Below are 18,950 nucleotides of genomic sequence, written 5' to 3'. Positions count from 1 at the left end.
GCAAGCAGTGTTTGATGAGATAAGATTTAATACGATTGAGCGTTTGCCAAACTACGTTTTTGCCGAAGTGAATGCAATAAAAATGGCTGCGCGAAGAGCTGGAGAAGACATCATCGACTTTTCTATGGGTAATCCTGAGGGCAGAACACCGCAGCACATCGTCGATAAACTATGCGAAAGCGCACAAAAAGATAAGACTCACGGCTACTCAGCCAGTGCTGGAATTTACAAGCTCCGCCTTGCCATTTGCAACTGGTATAAGAGAAAATATGGCATAAATTTAGACCCAGACACTGAAGCAGTCGCCACGATGGGTAGTAAAGAGGGTTTTGTTCACCTAGCTCAAGCTGTGATAAACCCAGGCGATGTGGCTATCGTGCCTGATCCTGCATATCCGATACACACGCAAGCATTTTTATTTGCTGGCGGAAGTGTCGCAAAGATGCCACTTCACTACAATGATAAATTTGAGCTAGATGAGAATAAATTTTTTGAAAATTTGATCCAGACTATACACGCAAGTTCGCCAAAACCAAAATACGTAGTTGTAAATTTCCCGCACAATCCAACGACCGTGACAGTGCAAAAAAGCTTTTACGAGCGCCTTGTAAGCATCGCAAAACAAGAGAGATTTTACGTCATATCTGACATCGCCTACGCTGATCTTACATTTGATGGCTACAAAACGCCAAGTATCTTTGAGGTCGATGGTGCAAAAGACGTTGCGGTCGAGTGCTATACACTTTCAAAAAGCTATAACATGGCTGGCTGGAGAGTTGGGTTTATGTGCGGAAATAAAAGACTTTGCGCAGCACTTAAAAAGATAAAATCATGGGTTGATTACGGCATGTTTACGCCAATACAGGTGGCTGCTACTGTTGCACTTGATGGCGATCAAAGCTGCGTTGAAGAGATACGCCAAATTTATGAAAAAAGAAGAGATGTGATGATAGAGGCCTTTGCTCAGGCTGGTTGGGAGCTTAAAAAACCAAGCTCTAGTATGTTTATCTGGGCGAAACTACCACCAAAAGTTAGTCATCTGGGCAGCCTTGAGTTTTCAAAGCAGCTTCTTACAAAGGCATCAGTCGCAGTTAGTCCGGGTATTGGTTTTGGCGAGGGCGGAAATGACTATGTGCGTCTAGCTCTTATCGAAAACGAAAATAGAATAAGACAAGCGGCTAGAAATATAAAAAAATATTTGAAAGAATTTGAATGAATGTAGCGATATTAGGCGTTGGAACCGTTGGCGAGTCAGTTGCTAAAATTTTACTAAAAAATAAAAAGCTAATCGCTGCAAGAAGTGGTGAGGAGATAGTGCCAGTCATCGGAGTGGTTAGAAATTTAAATAAAAAAAGAGACGCTGGCATCCCTTTGACTGACGATATAAATAGCGTTATAAACCGCGATGATATCGACGTTTTTGTCGAACTTATGGGTGGTGTGGAAGAGCCTTTTAGGGTTGTAAGCGAAATTTTAAAGCGAAAAAAAGCAGTCGTGACCGCAAACAAAGCACTCCTTGCCTATCACAGATATGCTTTGCAAAATTTAGCCAAAAATATACCATTTGGCTTTGAAGCAAGTGTGGCTGGGGGCGTGCCGATCATTAGAGCCTTAAGGGAAGGCTTAAGCGCAAATCACATCGTTAGTATAAATGGCATACTTAACGGAACTAGTAACTTTATCCTAACCTCGATGATGGATGAGGGTTCAAATTTTAAAGACGCTCTTAAAAAGGCTCAAGAGCTTGGATACGCTGAGGCTGATCCTACTTTTGATGTGGGTGGCTTTGATACGGCTCATAAGCTGCTCATTCTAGCAAGCATTGCATACGGAGTGCACGGCGATCCAGAGGATATTTTGATCGAAGGAATACAAGGTATCACACCAGAAGATATTTTTTTCGCAAAAGATTTTGAATACTCAATAAAACTTCTTGCAATTGCCAAAAAAAGCGAGGGTAAAATCGAGCTACGTGTGCATCCAGCACTTGTGCCGCAAAATAAAATGATAGCAAAGGCAAGTGGTGTGACAAATGCGATCAGTGTCGTTGGCGAGGTCGTTGGCGAGACGATGTACTATGGACCTGGAGCTGGTGGTGATGCAACTGCAAGCGCGGTGATCAGCGATCTTATCGACATCGCAAGAGATAGTAAGTCGCCAATGCTAGGATATAAAGCACCTTTTGAATTAAATACGCTTGAACTACTTGACCGCGATAGGATAAAGACGAAGTACTACTTTAGGTTAAAAGTCGAAGACAAAATGGGTGTGCTAGCAAAGATTACAAATTTAATGAGCGAAAATAACTTATCGATCGATAGCATACTTCAAAAACCAAAAGATGAGAGCGAATTTGCTGTATTGTTTTTTACGACACATACGAGTCTTGAGGCTGATGTAAGAAGGACAATTGAAATTTTAAAAGAACAAGAGTATATAAAAGAAGAACCATTTATGATGAGGATCGAGGAGTAGCTTGGGGTTAAAAGAGTATCTCTTTGGCAAAAGCTCAGAAGATAGGGCGTGTGAATTTTTACAAAAGCTTGGTTTTATAATTTTAGAGAGAAATTTTCACTCTAAATTTGGTGAGATCGACATTATCGCACTAAGTAGTGATAAAATTTTACACTTCATAGAGGTAAAAGCAACTAGCGGAGAATATGAAGCAGAGTATAGACTAAATAAGGCAAAATATATAAAAATTTTAAAAACTATAAATTTTTATATGATGAAAAATGAGCCAAATAGAGATTTTCAAGTCGATTTAGTTGTCATAAAAAATGAAAATTTAGAACTAATAGAAAATATTAGTTTATAATAAAAATTATTATTTAGCTAAAATTTAGATTTGATTTTGTATAATTGCCACATCTTGAAAATAAGGAGAACAAATGGGAAAATACATCGAACTCACAAAAGAAAATTTTGATGTAACAAAAGAAGGCGTTGCTCTAGTAGATTTCTGGGCTCCATGGTGCGGACCTTGCCGTATGCTAGCTCCAGTGATCGAAGAGCTTGCTGAAGGCTTTGAGGGCAAAGCGAAAATTTGCAAGGTAAATACTGATGAAGTACAAGATCTTGCAGTTGAGTTTGGCATCAGATCGATCCCAACATTGCTATTTTTCAAAAATGGCGAGCTAGTTGAGCAAATGGTCGGTGCGCAGTCAAAACAAGCCCTAACTGACAAACTAAATTCGCTTCTTTAATGAGCGAAAAAAGAAGAGGAAGTCTGCTTCCTCTTACATATATATTTGGTTCATTTTTTGGTGCAGCTATGATAGCAGCTGCATTTGCGTATAGCAACTATCGTTTTTCACAATATAAATTTGTTGATTTTGCGAAGCTAGTTTTTTACGAAAAAAGCGAAATTTTCACTCCAAAAGAGCCAAAATACACGCTTTTAATCTTCAGTTCAAATCAATCAAAATTAGACGAAATTTTACCAACCAAAAATGAAACAGTTGTGGCAATCGATATCTTTCAAAAAAGATATGAGTCAAACTCAACACTAAAATACATAAGCTCAGATATAAATACAGTCCTAGAGCTTATGCGAAATTTAAGCATCACGAAGCTTCCTAGTAGTGTTGAGATAGTTCATCAAAGGGGCGAAATTTACAAACAAAATTCGTCCATAAATGTTTTAGAATAAAGGAAATTTATGCTTGATTTAGCGATCATCGGAGGCGGTCCAGCAGGACTAAGCGCCGGACTTTACGCCACTAGAGGCGGACTAAAAAATGTTGTAATGTTTGAAAAAGGCGAGCCTGGCGGTCAGATCACCTCTAGCTCAGAGATAGAAAACTACCCAGGCCAAAAAGCCCCTGGCGAGAGCGGTTTTGACTTTATGAGCACTTGGTGGAAGCAGTGTAGTGCATTTGGACTAGTTCATAAGTGGGCAAACGTCGTTGGTGTTAGAAAAAACAGCGACGGTAGCTTTGAAATTTTACTTGAGGGCGGTAAGAGCGAGCAGGCAAAGGCTGTCATCGTAGCAACTGGCTCAACTCCAAGACGTGCTGGCTTTAAAGGCGAGGATGAGTTCTTTGGCAAAGGTGTTAGCACATGCGCAACATGCGATGGATTTTTTTACAAAAATAAAGAGGTAGCTGTTCTTGGCGGTGGCGACACAGCCGTTGAAGAGGCACTTTACCTAGCAAATATCTGCTCAAAAGTCTATCTTATCCATAGACGTGACGAGTTTAGAGCAGCACCAACCACCGTTGAAAAAGCTAGAAAAAATGAAAAGATCGAGTTTATAACAAGCGCAACGATAAAAGAGGCACTTGGCGATAAAATGGGTCTAACAAAGATCATGCTTGATACCAAAAATGGCGAGCGCGTGCTTGATGTGCCGGGCATTTTCACCTTTGTCGGACTAAATGTAAATAACGAAATTTTAAAAGATGAAAACGGCAAATTTATCTGCGAAATGGCTGATGGCGGACAGGTCAAGACAAACCTTAAAATGCAAACTAGCCTAAAAGGTCTCTTTGTGGCAGGCGACATCAGAGAGGATGCTCCAAAGCAAGTCATCGTAGCAGCAGGTGACGGCGCTGTGGCTGCACTTAGCGCTATGAGCTACATAGAAAGCTTGCATTAATACTCAAATTTAGCCAAATTTTTTGGCTAAATTTCTCTTTTAAAAATAAACCTTTTTAGTAAAATTTGTATTTTTAAAATGCTTGATTTTTAGGCTTATTAGAACACTTTTTTTAAAAGAAAATAACTCTAAGACAGAGCTTAGCCGCCTTTTTGCATAAAATAGGCAAAGTGGGTGCGTCTAATAATTACCAAAATGCTAATTTTAATTAAATTCTTGCCTAAAGTAGCTATTTTTCAAAAGCCATTTCGTAATCTCTCTATAATAAATTTTATGTTAAATTTCACCCAAAAATCAAAGGATAAATTTTGGTAAAAATAGGACTTTACGGCGCTAGCGGCAAGATGGTTCAAAGCATCATCTCTTGTTTAAAAGATGAAAAAGACGCCACTTTAAGCGTCGCTTTTAGCCAAAAAAATGAGGTTGAAAATTTAAATAGCGAACTTTTGACAAATGACTTTGCTAAATTTTTTGAAGCATGCGATGTGATAATCGACTTTAGCCAAAAAGAGGCTACAGTAGCACTACTAAACTACGCTAGAACTAATCCAAAACCACTAGTTATCGGTACGACCGGGTTAAATGACGAAGATAAAAACTTACTCCATTTAGCATCTGGAGCTATGCCTATTCTTTATGCAACAAATATGAGTTTGGGCGTAGCTCTACTAAACCGCCTTGCAAGGATTGCCTCAAAAACATTAAGGGAATTTGATATAGAGATCGTCGAACAGCACCACAGGCATAAAAAAGATGCTCCAAGTGGCACTGCGATGACCTTGGCTGGCTGCGTGGCTGAGGCTAGGGATCTAAATTTAAAAGATGTTTTAGTCACTGGTAGAGCTGGCATGGTGGGCGAAAGAAGCAAGGACGAGATTGCAGTTATGGCACTTCGTGGTGGAGATGTGGTCGGTCGCCACACGGTTGGCTTTTATAATGACGGCGAGTTTATTGAGCTAAATCACACCGCAACGAGTAGGGCAACCTTTTCAAAAGGCGCGATCAGGGCTGCTATTTGGCTAAAAGATCAAAATAGTGGCCTTTACTCGATAGACGATAGCTTAGGGCTTGATGATTAAATTTGGGCTTGATGATGTAGAGAACTACAAGCTAGAACTTGTTGATAAATTCTACCTGCTGGAGCGTGAAAAGCGCCAAAATTTAAGAACTGGCGATATAGTAAAGCTTATGTTTAGATTTGAAGATGATGAGTTTGCTCAGGTTGAGCTCATGTGGGTGGTCGTTAGCGAGACAAATAACGGCGAATTTACCGGCATTTTAGACAATGAACTATTTCAAAAGGCTGTTTAAATGCTGGCAATGAGATCAAGTTTAACTACAAAAATGTTCTTGAAATTTACAAAGATGATGAAAACTAAAGGAAAAAAATGTGTGCAATAGTTGGTATTATAAATTCTAAAGATGCAGCAAAGACTGCCTATTATGCGTTATTTTCTATGCAGCATCGCGGTCAAGAGGCGAGTGGCATTAGTGTTTGTGATGACGGAGAAATTTCTACTCACAAGGGTAATGGACTAGTTACAGAGGTTTTTAATGAAGAAATTTTAAGATCGCTAAAAGGCGATATGGCGATCGGTCACAACCGCTATGCAACGGCTGGTAAAAACTCAGGTCGTGATGCCCAGCCAATAGCTGCCAACTACTCTTTGGGGCAGATTTCGATAGTCCATAATGGAAATTTGGTAAATAAAGATGAGGTTAGAGATGAGCTTATTAAAGATGGTGCGATATTTCAGACAAATATGGATACTGAAAATATCATCCATCTAATCGCAAGAAATCATAGTGAACACTTGCAGGACCGTATTATCGCGGCACTTGATAAGATAAAAGGTGCTTATTGTCTGCTTATCCAGTCACGTCATAAAACCTTTGCCATAAGAGATCGCTGGGGTGTTAGGCCACTAAGCCTTGGCAAGCTAAAAGATGGTGGATATATCGTAGCTAGCGAGACTTGCGCTTTTGATCTTGTGGGGGCTAGCTTTATAAGAGATATTAGGCCTGGTGAGATGATAGTTTTTGAACATGGAAAAAGTGAGTTTCAAAGCATTCAAATTTATGAGCCAGATCCTAGAATATGTGCATTTGAATATATCTATTTTGCTCGCCCAGATAGCGTGATAGAAGGTAAAAGTGTCTATGAAGTTAGAAAAAAAATGGGTGAAGTACTAGCTAAGAAGAGCAAAATTAAAGCTGATTTTGTCGTACCTGTACCAGATAGCGGAGTACCAGCAGCGCTTGGGTACGCAAATGAGAGCAAAATCCCATTTGAGCTAGCTATCACTAGAAACCACTATGTGGGTAGAACCTTCATCGAGCCAAGCCAAGAGATGAGGAATTTAAAAGTCAAGCTAAAACTTAACCCGATGTCATCGGTTCTAAAAGGTAAAAGTATCGTTGTTATCGACGATAGTATCGTTCGCGGTACTACTTCAAAAAAGGTGGTTGATCTTTTAAGACATGCGGGCGCTAAAGAGATTCATTTTAGAGTCGCTTGTCCTGAGCTTAAATACCCTGAGCGATATGGTATCGATACGCCAAGCTTTGAAGAGTTAATAAGCTCTAAAAAAAATGCAGAAGAAGTAAGAGAATATATCGGTGCAGATAGCTTAGAATTTTTAAGCATAGATGAACTTAAAGAAAGTATCGGCAATGAGCGAAAATATTCGCTTGTAAGCTTTGATGGTGACTATTTCATAAAGTGAAAAATTTAGCCATTTTTTTGCTTGTTGCAATATTTTTTAGTGGTTGCTCACAAAAGAGTCCAAGCAAAAAAGATGAAATTTCTATTTACGTAAGCTACTATGAGATAAATGGCACAAAACAGCAGCTACAAATAAAAACCGTTCAAAATTTCGCAGAACAAAATGCTAGTGTGCCATTTTTTGGTGTAGTAAATTTTTTAGCAGAAGATAAAATTTTAAATGCTTATTCGCTTGCAAAGGGTACTATAAATGTACTTGAAGTAAATAATAGCTCTATAAATTTAAATAAATCAAGCGATATACTAGCTTTAAAAAAAGCTAATGAGATAAAATTTTATGAGATAAGGCCTGATGTGCTTGAGAGTGTTAAATTTAGCTCAAAAAATAGTGTTTGCGGTGATTTTTTGTTACAAAAGCCAGTGCATGTAAATGTAGCAACAAACTACTATTTAAGAGATGATAGCTTTTTTGCAAGCTTAATAGAGGCAAATTTCTTTTATAAAAAAGGTGCAAAGATCTTAAAAAAAGAGTTTGTTTATAATATAGCCGAGACTAAAATCCTAGAAGAAGCAAAAGAATTTACACAAAAAACAAAGCAACTCTTTTTAAATGACCTACAAAAATTGGGTAGGCTACTTGACATACTTTGTACTTTTTAAGTCTTTAGCTTAGAAATTAGTGTTTATTGCAGATACTAAAAAGAAAAAATTAATCTAAAATCAAACTAAGACTTAGAATTTATCCTATGAAATTTGTAAAAATTTGCTTTAAATTTGATTAGTAGCAATTTAGTTTTGTGATATTCATGCCGTTTTTAAAATAAGGCGGATATGGCATATATACGGTAAATGGTGTGCTTTTTTGCTTTGGTAAATTTTTGGCTACATCAAATTTATATTCAACCGTATTTGGCCTCTCATCCTTATCTGTGCCAAGAATCCATGAGAAAAATGAAAGCCCACTTGGCTTAAAAAATGCTTCACCGCCAAGGTCATTTTTATTTAGCGGTTGATTGATTAGTTTGACTGTCAGTGTGCAGTTACTAATTGTAAATTTACCAATATTTCTCACTTGTCCCTTAAAAACAATACTTTCATTTCGCAAAATTCGCTCACTTTTTACATTTTCGAGCATGCCTTTTTTTGTGTATTTATCAAGCACTAGCATCAAAAAAACAGCAAGTGTGGTTGAGATTAGAATGTTTGTAAAAAATAGTGATAAAAATAACTTTCGCTCAGCTCTAAGTGAAAGAACAAGAAACAAAATGGAAAGCAGAGCAATCGCAAAAAGAACGATAATATGAACGATCGTAAAATATGCTGAGCTCATCAAAAACACTCCACTTTTTTAGAGATATTGTAGTCTATAAATGCGAAATCATTGATAAAATCTTTAACCTCAATGCTTTGCTTTGGCAAAAATTCCTCGTTTAAGATGATTCTTTTTCTAGCAAATGGATTAAGTGAGTTAAAAAAATCTTTCGTATTTTGCCTTGAGCTTAGATAGAAGTCAAGCTCGATTTTACAGATACTAAGTGCATTATTTGAATTATTTGTAATATTAAAATCAACCATTAGTGCATCAACATATTGAAGCTGCTTGGTGGTTATTTTGCTTATGCTAACTGGTCTTAAATTTTCATTTATATATTTGTTCGCGTAGTAATTACCTACAAAAAGTCCGAAAAAACCAGCTAGAATAAATAAAAATCCTATCTGCCACCACGACTTTATCGCTATAAAAATCCCTAAAAGCACAATTAGTATAAATGCTAAAAATATCCAGCCATAGGTTAGAAAATCAATGAGCTTTGCATTTTGCAATACAAAAAGCAAGTTGTGCTTAATGCTGTTTAACATCTCGCGATCTTTTCTCTTCAATGCCGCTCATACCAAAACGCCTTGCAAGTTCGTTTTTTACAGCATCTGGATGGATATTATGGGCTGAAAGTGCTACAAGTGCATGAAAGCAAAGGTCGGCTGCTTCATAGATCAGATCATCTTTTGCTTTTTGCTCATTTTGCTTTGAGTTTTCTGCGAAACTAAGATCCTTTGCGGCCATTATAAATTCGCCAGCCTCTTCGCCAACTTTCTTTAAAATTTGATTTTCACCTTTTTTAAAAAGACTTGCCACATATGAAGTTTCAGGGTTAGCATTTAGCTTTCTATCTTCTATCACATGGTAAAGCTCGTCAAGTACGCCATAATTTATTTTTTTGACTTCAGTTTTTGTATCTAAAATTTTGCCATCATGCAAATTTATCTCATTAAAAAAGCACGACCTTGCTCCAGTGTGACAAGCTATGCCGCCGTTTTGAATCACCTTTAAAAGCAAAGTATCGTTGTCGCAGTCTAAAAAAGCAGCCTTTATCTCCTGAGTGTTGCCACTTTCTTCGCCTTTTTTCCAAATTCTATTTTTAGTGCGTGAAAAGTAGTGAGCGTAACGGCTAGATAGACTTAAATTTAATGCTTCTTCGTTCATGTAAGCAAGCATTAAAACTTCATTTGTGGCATGATCGCAAACCACTACTGGAAGCAATCCGCCAACCTTTTGCCAGTCTATACTTTTTGTTACGCTATTCATTTTTATCTCTCGCTTACTGAGCTAGCTCTTGCTTTATCTTTTGCGTCCAGCCAGATATTTGGCACAGCTCCACCAGGTGTTAAGAAAATTTTAGCATCTTTGTTTTCTTTTAGAGCTTCGTTAAATTTATTTTGCGTCTCGATTTGCTTTAAATTTAGTAGATTTTGATCGACACTTTTTGCGACCTCTTTGTTCGCATACGCAGTTGCGTCAGCCTCGATTTTAATGGCATCAGCCTTACCTTTTGCCTCGATGATAGCAGCTTTAGCGGTACCTTCTGCAAGTGCGGCTTGTTTTAAGGCTTCTTGATTTGCTCTTTCTACTTCGTATTTTGTTCTTTCAGCTTCTTGTTTAGCGATTTGGACGCGCTCGATCTGCTCTTTTACCTTTGAAGGCAAGATGATCTCACGAAGCTGCACTGTTAAAAGCTCAACTGGCTTATTTGGCTGAGAGTCGATGTCTTTTCTTATGCCATCATCGATTTGTCTTGCTAGATCGTTTCTCTTTGTTGGAAGCTCTTCTGCTGTATATTTACCAGCGATACTGCGAACCACGTCGCGAACGACAGGATCAACTATCTTGCTCTCCCAGCTAAGACCCCAAGAGGCAATAGTTTGAGGGGCGTTTTCTGGATTTAAACGGTATTGCACAGTAATATCAATGCTAACTGGCAAATTTCTAGCATCAAGTACTGAAATAGAATTTTTACGTAAAATTCCAGCACCAACGCCTTGATATGATTTTTGCATTGATTCGCCCATATCCTCGCCAGAAGTATAGTTTATGATTCTAACTCTGGTGTCCACGATGATGATATCTTGGATAAAAGGTAAAAAGAAGTGAAAGCCTGGTTGCAAAGGATTTGGCTCGTATTTACCTGCTGTAGACTTAATACCAACTTCGCCTGAGTGAATCACTTTAAATGGCTGAGTGATAGCAAAAATAGCAATAATTGCAATTACAATGTAGGCAAGTGCTCCAAATTTACCAAAACCACTTGGTAAATTTGGAATTTTAAAGTCCTTTTTGAAAGGCGGCTCTTTGTCGCTATTTTGACTTGAGCCTCTGTTGTCATTACCTGGCTTTTTTTTATTGAAATAATCGTTTAAATCAGCGGGCATTTCGTTCCTTTAAATTTTTAAATATATGTTAAAAATGATTCATATTTTTTATTTAGTCCATAAACTACGTCAAAATAAGCTTTTTGTAGTCTCTTTGTCACTTCGCCTCTAGCTCCGTTGCCGATAATGCGGTTATCTATGCTATTTATCGGTGTTACTTCAGCTGCTGTTCCTGTGAAAAATGCCTCGTCAGCTGTATATGCCTGATCTCTTGTGATGCGCTCTCTTCTTACTTCGATATCAAGATCGTGAGCAAGTCTTATGACTGTATCTTGAGTGATGCTAAGTAGGCTATTGTCGTTTGGCGGAGTGATTAAAACGCCATTTTCAACGATAAAGAAGCACTCACCCGGACCTTCAGCTATAAAGCCCTCGCTATCAAGAAGTAGCGCCTCGTCGTATCCAGCCTCTTTTGCCTCGTAGTTTGCCATTTGTGAGCTTAGGTAGTTTGAGCTAGCTTTTGCTCTGTTCATTTGAGCAGCAGGTGCGAGTTTGGCAAAGCTTGAAATTTTAACTCTGATGCCTTTTTCTAGGCCTTCATCGCCAAGATAAGCACCCCATTCCCATGAAGCGATAGCGGTTTGCACTGGTGCTTTTGTGTGAGCTACGCCCATTACGCCGTATCCTAAAAATATAAGTGGGCGGATATAAACATTGCCATTATATTTATTTGCACGAAGAAGCTCTATTTGCGCTTTTTCAAGCTCTTCCTCGGTGTAAGGTACATTTAAAACGGTCATTTTTGCTGATCTTAAAAGCCTTTTTGTGTGATCTTGGAGTCTAAAAATAGCTAGACCTTTTTTTGTTTTATAAGCTCTTGTGCCTTCAAATACGGCATTAGCGTAGTGCAAAGAGTGAGTTAGAACGTGTACTTTTGCATCGTCCCATTTAACTAATTTTCCATCCATCCAGATAAATTCTGAAGCATTCATTGTTAAACCTTTCTTTTTTCTTAGAAATTTTGGTCTGAGTTTATCTAAAATTGCTTTAAATTTACATTTCTAAGACCAAAATTTGCAGATATTACCCGCCAAAACTACTTATCTAAAAGCTCTTGTATGATCTTTGCCATCTCATCTATTGATGAAGCTGCGTTTAAATTTATTAAGTATTTGCCACTTACCACAAAAGCTGGCACGCCGCTAATGCTAGCAACATCATAAGAGGCGAACCATGCATCTAAAAGCTCTTTTGCTCGGTCGCTATTTAGTGCTTTTTCGTAGTCGTCCTTGCTCACGTGAGCTGCTTTAAGGGCTAAATTTATAAATCTCTCTTTGTCTTTGCCATCATCAAAATCATCTTTTTCATCATGTCTTGCTTTATAAATCGCAAATTTTGCTTGCTTAAATTTTGACTCATCGCTTAGTAGATCAGTGCCATTTGCCTCATCTATCGATATAAGAGCGGCAAAAATTTTACTCGCGGTCTCGCCAAGTTTGCCTTTTGTGCTTAGATGATATGGGATAAATTTCACATCTTCAAGCTTTGACATCAGCTTTTTTGTGATAGTCCGGTCAAATTTATAGCAGTGTGGGCAGTCGTAGCTAAAGACCTTAACTACCGAGTTTTTAGACACATTAAGCGGTTTTGCTAGAGTTTGATACTCCACGCCTTCAGTCAGTGCTGATAAATTTAGCGCAAAAAATGCACTTAAAATTAGCATTTTTATAAGCTTCATCTTTGCTCCTTATTTTACAAGATCAGCTAGCACTTTTGCGGCATGGTCTTTGGCTTTTACGCTTTTGTAAATTTTAACTATCTTGCCGTCTTTGCCGATCACAAATGTACTTCTTGCGATACCAAGATACTCTTTGCCGTAGTTTTTCTTAACTTGCCAAACGCCGTAAAGCTTTGAAATTTCTTTATCCTCATCGCTTAATAGAATGTGCTTTAAATTTTGCTTTGCGATAAAGCCCACATGCGACTTCACACTATCTGGGCTAACGCCGATTATAACTGTGTCATTTTTGATAAACTGATCGTAGTTTGCGCTAAATTCGCAAGCCTCAGTCGTGCAGCCTGGAGTGTTGTCTTTTGGGTAGAAGTAAAGCACCACGTTTTTGCCTATAAAGTCCTTTAATGCGACCTTTACGCCGTCTTGATTTAGCGCTTCAAACTCTGGCGCTTTGTCGCCAACTTCAAGCGTTATCTTTCTCTCCATATCTGCTTTGCTAAATTCGCTCATTTCATCCCCTTTCTCTTATCTTCTACGCTTTCGCCACCTACGCCGATGTTGCTAGCGTCGTGAGTTTCTATGAAAATCATCACCGCCTCTTTTTTCTTGCCAAGCACTCTTACAAGCGTCTCAGTCACCTCTTTAAAAACTTGATCTTTTTGCTCTTTTGTCGGCTCTGGGCCTGCTATTTTGATATTAACATAAGGCATTGTTGCTCCTTTTTAAGATGTAAAATATTAGCCAAAATGAGTGAAATTTCAGATTAAAGCCTTTATTTAAGAATTTGGCATTAAAATACAAAAACTTGTTACATAGGAGCGAAAAATGGACTACAACAAACATAACAAAGGCTTTGTTTGCTTTATGTATAGCTTTGGACGAAACAGAGCGGTTTATGCTATTTTGATGGTTTTAGTCATATTTTTGCTTGGTTTTTTGACATTTGTCTCAAGTGCTCAAGCTGACATTTTGAATTTACAAATAGCCCTTGGTGTCATGCTTTGCGGGCTTTTACTCATCCTTATAAATCCAAAAATTTTTATCATCAAGCTAATTGGCTATTTAATTTCACTTGCTGGCGTTATGATCGCTCTTCACAATGCAAATTTACTAGGCGAAGGCTTTAGCTTATATTTTTACGCAAGCCTAGTTTTTGGCGCATTCATGATGCTTATGCTTCTTAGCTGGTTTGTTTACAACGCAAGAAGCAGCGAGATAAATGAAATTTAGTTTGCCACTCCCATAAGCACGCTTGTGTAGGTGTTTTGCTTAGGCTCTGAGCTTGTTGCATCATTTACATTTATGCGACCAGTCTCAAGCCCAGCCTTTATGAGTGCTTCTTTTACTGCATTTGCACGCTCATTTGCTAGCTCAACCAGCTTTTCCTTATCCACTTCGATAGCTTTTATTGCCTCTTCTCTTAAGGCTTTATCGCTTTTATCTTTAGCGTTTGGAACGAGAGAATTTAGCACAATGATATAATCTTTGCCACTTGAGGCGATTATTTGATTTATCTTTTGATCAAGCTTTTTTTCTTTAAAGTAGAGCACATCTATTTCGGAGTAAGTAGGCGTGATGCTAAGTTTCATCATAGGCTTTGCAGTAGTTAATTTTATAAAATCAGCTATTTTTGGTACTTCTGAGCTTATTAGCTCGCTACTTCCAGCAAGAAAATCAATAGAGCTAAGATCCTTGCCGCCAAGCCCTAGAGCATTACCCAAAAATCTAAACGGAGCTAACGTAATGTCTGCAAAGAGTTTTTTAACAGCAGCCCAAATGACACCGCCATATTTAAAGTCAGGATCGTCTAAATTTCCTTCAACTGGTAGGTCGATATTTATTTGATTATTTTGATCGCTTAATATCGATATAGCAAGCGAAAGTGGCAAATTTACAGCATCTTTTGAATCAACCTTTTCTCCAAGTGTGAGTGTGTCAAAATTTATAAGATTTGAGCCGTTTAATTTTGAATCAACAACGCTATAATTTAGATTTAAATTTAACTTACCTTTTTTTATTTTATAACCCAAAAATTGCCCGCTATATGGCGTTATATCGATTAGATCGATGTCTTTAAAATCAAGCTTAATATCGGTATTTTGCTTTAGCTCAAAAGGAAATAATTTTGCTGTAATCTGAGAAAAACCGTTTTTACCAACTGTGCCTTTAAACTCGCCCGAACTTGGACGTTTTTTATCGATGTCAGTTAGCTTGCCGTTTAGATTTGAAATTTTTGTAGCAAATGGCATAAATAGTGACGCATCTGAAAAATCAACCTCGCCGCTGTTAAGTGAGAAATTTTTGATGCTAAAATTTAGCTCGTCATCTTTTTTACTAGCTACCTTTTTGCTCTCAGCTTTTTGCTCACTTTGGGCTTTGCTTTTATCTTCTTTTACGATTTTGCTTAGATTAAATTCGCGCTCTTTGCTTAGATGAGCCTTGATAAATGGCGAATTTAAAGCAACTCCAGTAATTTCAAGATTATCTTTAAAAAGTGAAATTTTATCCACTTCTAAACTTTTAAACGCGATTAGCTTTTCTTTATTTTTATCATCTAATCTAATATCTTTTACGCTAAGCTTTGCGTCCGCTTTTATATCTTTTGCATAGTGAAGCTCGGCGTTTGCACTCATCTCTCCACTTGAAAGATCTGCCTCTAAAAATGGCTTTGCGTAGGCAAAATATTTTGGCAAATTTTTATCTTCAAGTTTGATTTTAGCAGTTATATTAATTGGTTCAAGTTTGATCTTTGAGGTTAGGTCTAAATTTAGCTTTTGCGAGCTTTTCATATCCACTTTTGCGTCAAATGGCTTACTAAAATCGCTACTTAAATTTGCTATTTTTACAAACAAATTATCAAATTTATGAGTGATCTTCTCGCCTTCAAAAAGGTGCGTCAAAGCGATATTGGCGTTATTTACATTGATATTTTTTATGTCAAATTTAAACTCACTCTCTTTGCTTTTTGAAGCTGATGTATTCTCTTTTTTGGTTTTAGTGTGATGATTGGCTGTTTTTGCTGGCTCTTTCTCACCAAGTCCAAGCTGGTTTATCGCGTTTAAGCCGCTACCATTTAACTCTGAGTTAAATTTTGGTCTATTTACATCGATACTCTCAGCACTCAAAGCCATATTTAAAATATCAAATTTGATCGTTTTTGTAAGCACATCAGTGGTATCTAAAATCTCTTTATTTTTTGCCTTTAAATTTATACCATTTATACTAAGCTCATCAAGAGTTGCAAGGCTTTTATTAGTATCTTGAGTGAAGCTAATGTTTGAGAATTTAGCCCCTGCCACATTTGCATTCGCATTTTTACTAAGTGGGGCATTGATACCATCAAACGCTATTTTTTCAAGCGTGAGAGCTGTTTTGTTATTTGCTAAATTTGCATTTAAATTTGAGGCATTTATATCTTTTAGATTTACTAAATTTTTACTGGTTTCGTCTATTTTTAGGGCATTTGCATTTATGCTATTTAGTGTGGCTGTCGCATTTAGCTCACTTTTTTCATTTAAATTTGCTAAAAGCGAAATATTGCTTAAATTTAGTGATTTTAAGCTTGCTGTTATTGCATTTTTAAATGATACATCGCTTAAATTTATGGCATTTAACTCTAATTTAGCATCTATCTTGTCTGCTATTTTACTTGATAGATCAAATTTTGGAAGCTCTAGCTCACCAAGGCTTAGTTCATTTTTGCCCTCATCTATGCTTAGTGATTTTATATTTAAAAAGCTATCCTTTAAATTTATATTTGTAGCGTTCTCGTCGGCAATTAAAGCGTAATTTATTCCTAAATTTATGACCGCATTTTTAAGATTTAGTGTGTCGTTATCGATAAAGCTAATCGCCACTGGATCGATACTAAAGTTCTTTATGCTGATATTGCCTTCGATTTTTAGGGGATTTAGCTTGATATCGCCATTTAGATCGATCTTGTGAGCTAGAGTCGAGTTTGAGTCAAAAATATGGCTGCCTGCACTATTTTTCTTCGTATTTAGCGAGCTTAGCTCGTAGTTTATATCATCAAAGCTTACATTAAATGGCTTTGTGAGATTTTGGTCGCTATACGAAAATGAGCCTTTGATAATCTTGGCACTATTTAGGGCAAAATTTATAGAGCTTGTACTGTTATCCTCATTGCTTGCATTATCTTCACCTATGAAGTTGCTAAAGTTAAATCTCGCATCCTTAGTTCTTGCGATTTTTGCGCTTGGCTCATCAAGTCTAAAAATATCAATTTCTATGAGCTTTTTGAAGATAGAAAATGGCTTTAGCTTGACATCGACTTGCTTTGTGCTAAAAAGTGGCGAAGTGCTGTTTAGTTCGGCATTCGTAGCGTTTAGCTCAAAAGTAAATGGATTAAATTTAGCCTCTTTCACAAAAAGTGTTGCATTGTAGTCTTTTAGATACTTTGGAGCAATATTTTTGATAGCATAAGGAACACCAAAAAAGCCAAGAAGCGTGTAAATAAGCAAAAGCGAAACTAAACTTATGCCTGAAATTAGGGCTATTTTTTTATTTTTATTCATTTAAATTTTTACCTTGAAGTGATCTAAAATAAACTTTGATTTTACTTTAAATAAGGTTAAATTCTAGTTAGAAATTTCCAAATTTTTAGACGTATAAATTTACATTTTAGTTAATAATACTTTTATAAAATTCGTATTACCATTTCACAAATACTTTTTAAACAAAGGATGCAGTGATGAAGAAAATTTTATTCGTATTTTTCTTGTTGTTTAGCACCTATCTTTACGCAAATGAGAGTAAAGTCGTGGTCGCTATCGAGGAGCAAACACCTCGTATAAATCCACTTTACGACGAGGATCACGATCCTACTCTTTCGCTGGTTTTTTCTGGTCTTACGAGCCACGATGAAAATAGCGTGCTTGTGCCTGAACTTGCTAAGTCTTGGCAGGTGAGCGGTGATGGGCTGGAGTATGTTTTTGAGCTACGAGATGACGCATTTTGGCACGATGGGGTGAAATTTAGCGCAGAGGATGTTAAATTTACCATTGAAGCAGCTCAAGATAAGAAGCTAAACGCACCAGCTATTTCAAACTACGAGGTGGTAAAAAGCGTTGAAATTTTAGGGGATTATAAGGTCAAGATCACGCTTAGCGAGCCATTTCCGCCATTTCTTGATGCGCTTAGTTTTGGCGTGCTGCCTGAGCATATTTTAAATGGAAAAGATATCGCGACCGATAAATTTAACGAAGCTCCAGTAGGAACTGGCGCATACAAGCTAGTAAAATGGAAAAAAGATGAGAGTTTGGAATTTGTGGCAAATGAGAAATTTTACAAGGGCGAGCCAAAGATAAAAAAGGTATTTTTTAAAATTGTCGGCGATGAAAATTTAAGACTAGTTGGGCTAAAAAGCGGTGAGATCGACGTCGCACTCATCTCTCCAACCGGCGTAAATTTCATAAAAGATGATAAAAAATTAAGCTTGCTTAAGTTTAAAAGTGCGGACTATAGAGCTTTGATGTTTAACTTTAATGATCCTATTTTTCAAGATAAAAATATAAGGATAGCCCTAAACTACGCGGTAAATAAAGATAAGATAGTTAAAAATTTATTCCACGGATATGCAAGTGTGGCGAACAATCCGATAGAAAAAAGCTTTGCAAATGACGGCGAGTTTAAATTTAGCTACGATCCGCAAAAGGCTAAAGAGCTACTTGAAAAGAGTGGCTTTAATAAAAACAAGGCTGGCTTTTTTGAAAAGGATGGCAAGGAGCTTGGCTTTGATATCTACGCCTTTAATAACGACGTTTTAAGGGTCAATCTAGCCAAAATTTTAAGCAGCGAGTTTGAGAAATTTGGCGTGAGAGCCAAAGCCTATGCAAAGCCAAAAACAGCATTTGATCTAAGTAAGGTAGATAGTTTTGTGATCGGCTGGGGAAGCCCGTTTGATCCGGACTTTCACACATATAGAATTTTTGGCGGATTTGCCGATGTGAGCGTAAATGAAAATGGCTGGAACTTTAGCCACTACAAGGATGAAAACGTCGATAGTGCCCTAAAAAACGCAAGATATACAAAAGACGCAGAGCTTAGGAAAAAGTACTATAAGGAATTTTTAAAAGCACTTTATGAAAACCCACCTTACATTTTTATAGCCTATCTTGACTATCCGCTTGCCTTTAATAACAAAATTTCAGGCATAAAGACACAAATTTTAGGTCACCATGGGGCTGGATTTTTGTGGAATATAAGAGAATGGCAAGTAAAATAGT

21 protein-coding genes are annotated in these 18,950 nt (G+C 37.3%); 12 read left to right on the top strand and 9 right to left on the bottom strand.

What is annotated here, in order from left to right:
* Positions 1 to 7 precede the first annotated feature (7 nt).
* The 10 genes from TH67_RS00975 to TH67_RS00930 all read left to right on the top strand — a co-directional run bounded on the left by TH67_RS00975 (position 8) and on the right by TH67_RS00930 (position 7,985).
* Complete coding sequence (locus tag TH67_RS00975) at positions 8 to 1,216, top strand: LL-diaminopimelate aminotransferase (protein WP_072593963.1); 1,209 nt, start codon at positions 8 to 10, stop codon at positions 1,214 to 1,216.
* Positions 1,213 to 2,475 (top strand): homoserine dehydrogenase, encoded by a 1,263-nt coding sequence (locus TH67_RS00970; RefSeq protein WP_072593962.1) that lies wholly within the window; start codon positions 1,213 to 1,215, stop codon positions 2,473 to 2,475. Before TH67_RS00975 ends, TH67_RS00970 begins: the two co-directional genes overlap by 4 nt.
* 1 nt (position 2,476) lies before the next feature.
* The gene (locus tag TH67_RS00965) at positions 2,477 to 2,818 is read left to right on the top strand and encodes a YraN family protein (RefSeq protein ID WP_072593961.1); all 342 of its coding nucleotides are present in this window, start codon (positions 2,477 to 2,479) and stop codon (positions 2,816 to 2,818) included.
* A 73-nt stretch (positions 2,819 to 2,891) separates the two neighbouring features.
* Positions 2,892 to 3,206, top strand: a complete 315-nt coding sequence (gene trxA / locus TH67_RS00960; protein WP_072593960.1) for a thioredoxin — start codon at positions 2,892 to 2,894, stop codon at positions 3,204 to 3,206.
* Positions 3,206 to 3,652: a hypothetical protein gene (locus TH67_RS00955; RefSeq protein WP_004318021.1), complete on the top strand. Its 447-nt coding sequence runs from the start codon at positions 3,206 to 3,208 to the stop codon at positions 3,650 to 3,652. Before trxA ends, TH67_RS00955 begins: the two co-directional genes overlap by 1 nt.
* Positions 3,653 to 3,661: 9 nt before the next feature.
* Entirely contained in the window at positions 3,662 to 4,600 is a 939-nt protein-coding gene (locus tag TH67_RS00950) for an NAD(P)/FAD-dependent oxidoreductase (RefSeq protein ID WP_072593959.1), read from the top strand.
* Positions 4,601 to 4,908: 308 nt separating this feature from the next.
* On the top strand, positions 4,909 to 5,679 hold the full coding sequence (gene dapB, locus TH67_RS00945) for a 4-hydroxy-tetrahydrodipicolinate reductase (RefSeq protein WP_072593958.1): 771 nt from the start codon (positions 4,909 to 4,911) through the stop codon (positions 5,677 to 5,679).
* The gene (locus TH67_RS00940; RefSeq protein ID WP_072593957.1) at positions 5,672 to 5,911 is read left to right on the top strand and encodes a hypothetical protein; all 240 of its coding nucleotides are present in this window, start codon (positions 5,672 to 5,674) and stop codon (positions 5,909 to 5,911) included. Before dapB ends, TH67_RS00940 begins: the two co-directional genes overlap by 8 nt.
* 77 nt (positions 5,912 to 5,988) lie before the next feature.
* On the top strand, positions 5,989 to 7,326 hold the full coding sequence (purF, locus tag TH67_RS00935) for an amidophosphoribosyltransferase (RefSeq protein WP_072593956.1): 1,338 nt from the start codon (positions 5,989 to 5,991) through the stop codon (positions 7,324 to 7,326).
* The gene (locus tag TH67_RS00930) at positions 7,323 to 7,985 is read left to right on the top strand and encodes a hypothetical protein (protein WP_072593955.1); all 663 of its coding nucleotides are present in this window, start codon (positions 7,323 to 7,325) and stop codon (positions 7,983 to 7,985) included. Before purF ends, TH67_RS00930 begins: the two co-directional genes overlap by 4 nt.
* Before the next feature lie 118 nt (positions 7,986 to 8,103).
* Here TH67_RS00930 and TH67_RS00925 read toward each other — a convergent pair whose 3' ends face one another.
* The 8 genes from TH67_RS00925 to TH67_RS00890 form a co-directional block, all read right to left on the bottom strand.
* Positions 8,104 to 8,655, bottom strand: a complete 552-nt coding sequence (locus tag TH67_RS00925) for a DUF2393 family protein (protein WP_072593954.1) — start codon at positions 8,653 to 8,655, stop codon at positions 8,104 to 8,106.
* Positions 8,655 to 9,185 (bottom strand): DUF2393 family protein, encoded by a 531-nt coding sequence (locus TH67_RS00920; RefSeq protein WP_072593953.1) that lies wholly within the window; start codon positions 9,183 to 9,185, stop codon positions 8,655 to 8,657. The genes TH67_RS00925 and TH67_RS00920 overlap by 1 nt, the downstream gene beginning before the upstream one ends.
* Positions 9,169 to 9,909 (bottom strand): bifunctional phosphoribosyl-AMP cyclohydrolase/phosphoribosyl-ATP diphosphatase HisIE, encoded by a 741-nt coding sequence (gene hisIE, locus TH67_RS00915; protein WP_072593952.1) that lies wholly within the window; start codon positions 9,907 to 9,909, stop codon positions 9,169 to 9,171. The genes TH67_RS00920 and hisIE overlap by 17 nt, the downstream gene beginning before the upstream one ends.
* A gap of 2 nt (positions 9,910 to 9,911) precedes the next feature.
* On the bottom strand, positions 9,912 to 11,030 hold the full coding sequence (locus tag TH67_RS00910; RefSeq protein WP_072593951.1) for a prohibitin family protein: 1,119 nt from the start codon (positions 11,028 to 11,030) through the stop codon (positions 9,912 to 9,914).
* Between the two features lie 17 nt (positions 11,031 to 11,047).
* Positions 11,048 to 11,962, bottom strand: a complete 915-nt coding sequence (locus TH67_RS00905) for a branched-chain amino acid transaminase (RefSeq protein WP_072593950.1) — start codon at positions 11,960 to 11,962, stop codon at positions 11,048 to 11,050.
* 104 nt (positions 11,963 to 12,066) lie between these two features.
* On the bottom strand, positions 12,067 to 12,708 hold the full coding sequence (locus tag TH67_RS00900) for a thiol:disulfide interchange protein DsbA/DsbL (protein WP_072593949.1): 642 nt from the start codon (positions 12,706 to 12,708) through the stop codon (positions 12,067 to 12,069).
* A 9-nt stretch (positions 12,709 to 12,717) separates the two neighbouring features.
* Positions 12,718 to 13,215, bottom strand: a complete 498-nt coding sequence (bcp, locus tag TH67_RS00895) for a thioredoxin-dependent thiol peroxidase (RefSeq protein WP_072593948.1) — start codon at positions 13,213 to 13,215, stop codon at positions 12,718 to 12,720.
* On the bottom strand, positions 13,212 to 13,415 hold the full coding sequence (locus TH67_RS00890; RefSeq protein ID WP_072593947.1) for a tautomerase family protein: 204 nt from the start codon (positions 13,413 to 13,415) through the stop codon (positions 13,212 to 13,214). The genes bcp and TH67_RS00890 overlap by 4 nt, the downstream gene beginning before the upstream one ends.
* Before the next feature lie 115 nt (positions 13,416 to 13,530).
* On the opposite strand from TH67_RS00890, the gene TH67_RS00885 reads away from it, so the two are divergent.
* On the top strand, positions 13,531 to 13,935 hold the full coding sequence (locus TH67_RS00885; protein ID WP_072593946.1) for a hypothetical protein: 405 nt from the start codon (positions 13,531 to 13,533) through the stop codon (positions 13,933 to 13,935).
* On the opposite strand, the gene TH67_RS00880 is transcribed toward TH67_RS00885, so the two are convergent.
* Entirely contained in the window at positions 13,932 to 17,240 is a 3,309-nt protein-coding gene (locus TH67_RS00880; RefSeq protein WP_072593945.1) for a DUF748 domain-containing protein, read from the bottom strand. The genes TH67_RS00885 and TH67_RS00880 overlap by 4 nt on opposite strands.
* Before the next feature lie 176 nt (positions 17,241 to 17,416).
* On the opposite strand from TH67_RS00880, the gene TH67_RS00875 reads away from it, so the two are divergent.
* A complete protein-coding gene (locus tag TH67_RS00875) occupies positions 17,417 to 18,949 on the top strand; it encodes an ABC transporter substrate-binding protein (RefSeq protein ID WP_072593944.1) in 1,533 nt (510 codons plus the stop codon).
* The last annotated feature ends 1 nt before the right edge of the window (position 18,950 follow it).

Origin of the sequence: Campylobacter concisus (genome assembly GCF_001891085.1) — a bacterium.
Taxonomy (GTDB): Bacteria; Campylobacterota; Campylobacteria; order Campylobacterales; family Campylobacteraceae; genus Campylobacter_A; species Campylobacter_A concisus_O.
The sequence above is the reverse complement of the archived record's forward strand: the minus strand, read 5'-3'. Positions and strand labels throughout refer to the sequence as shown.

Excerpts from the sequence above, each read along its gene's own strand:
- TH67_RS00970 (WP_072593962.1), top strand. The coding sequence starts at position 1,213 with ATGAATGTAGCGATATTAGGCGTTGGAACCGTTGGCGAGTCAGTTGCT.
- trxA (WP_072593960.1), top strand. The coding sequence starts at position 2,892 with ATGGGAAAATACATCGAACTCACAAAAGAAAATTTTGATGTAACAAAA.
- TH67_RS00955 (WP_004318021.1), top strand. The coding sequence starts at position 3,206 with ATGAGCGAAAAAAGAAGAGGAAGTCTGCTTCCTCTTACATATATATTT.
- TH67_RS00950 (WP_072593959.1), top strand. The coding sequence starts at position 3,662 with ATGCTTGATTTAGCGATCATCGGAGGCGGTCCAGCAGGACTAAGCGCC.
- TH67_RS00940 (WP_072593957.1), top strand. The coding sequence starts at position 5,672 with ATGATTAAATTTGGGCTTGATGATGTAGAGAACTACAAGCTAGAACTT.
- purF (WP_072593956.1), top strand. The coding sequence starts at position 5,989 with ATGTGTGCAATAGTTGGTATTATAAATTCTAAAGATGCAGCAAAGACT.
- TH67_RS00925 (WP_072593954.1), bottom strand. The coding sequence starts at position 8,655 with ATGAGCTCAGCATATTTTACGATCGTTCATATTATCGTTCTTTTTGCG.
- TH67_RS00920 (WP_072593953.1), bottom strand. The coding sequence starts at position 9,185 with ATGTTAAACAGCATTAAGCACAACTTGCTTTTTGTATTGCAAAATGCA.
- hisIE (WP_072593952.1), bottom strand. The coding sequence starts at position 9,909 with ATGAATAGCGTAACAAAAAGTATAGACTGGCAAAAGGTTGGCGGATTG.
- TH67_RS00910 (WP_072593951.1), bottom strand. The coding sequence starts at position 11,030 with ATGCCCGCTGATTTAAACGATTATTTCAATAAAAAAAAGCCAGGTAAT.
- TH67_RS00905 (WP_072593950.1), bottom strand. The coding sequence starts at position 11,962 with ATGAATGCTTCAGAATTTATCTGGATGGATGGAAAATTAGTTAAATGG.
- TH67_RS00900 (WP_072593949.1), bottom strand. The coding sequence starts at position 12,708 with ATGAAGCTTATAAAAATGCTAATTTTAAGTGCATTTTTTGCGCTAAAT.
- bcp (WP_072593948.1), bottom strand. The coding sequence starts at position 13,215 with ATGAGCGAATTTAGCAAAGCAGATATGGAGAGAAAGATAACGCTTGAA.
- TH67_RS00890 (WP_072593947.1), bottom strand. The coding sequence starts at position 13,415 with ATGCCTTATGTTAATATCAAAATAGCAGGCCCAGAGCCGACAAAAGAG.
- TH67_RS00885 (WP_072593946.1), top strand. The coding sequence starts at position 13,531 with ATGGACTACAACAAACATAACAAAGGCTTTGTTTGCTTTATGTATAGC.
- TH67_RS00880 (WP_072593945.1), bottom strand. The coding sequence starts at position 17,240 with ATGAATAAAAATAAAAAAATAGCCCTAATTTCAGGCATAAGTTTAGTT.
- TH67_RS00875 (WP_072593944.1), top strand. The coding sequence starts at position 17,417 with ATGAAGAAAATTTTATTCGTATTTTTCTTGTTGTTTAGCACCTATCTT.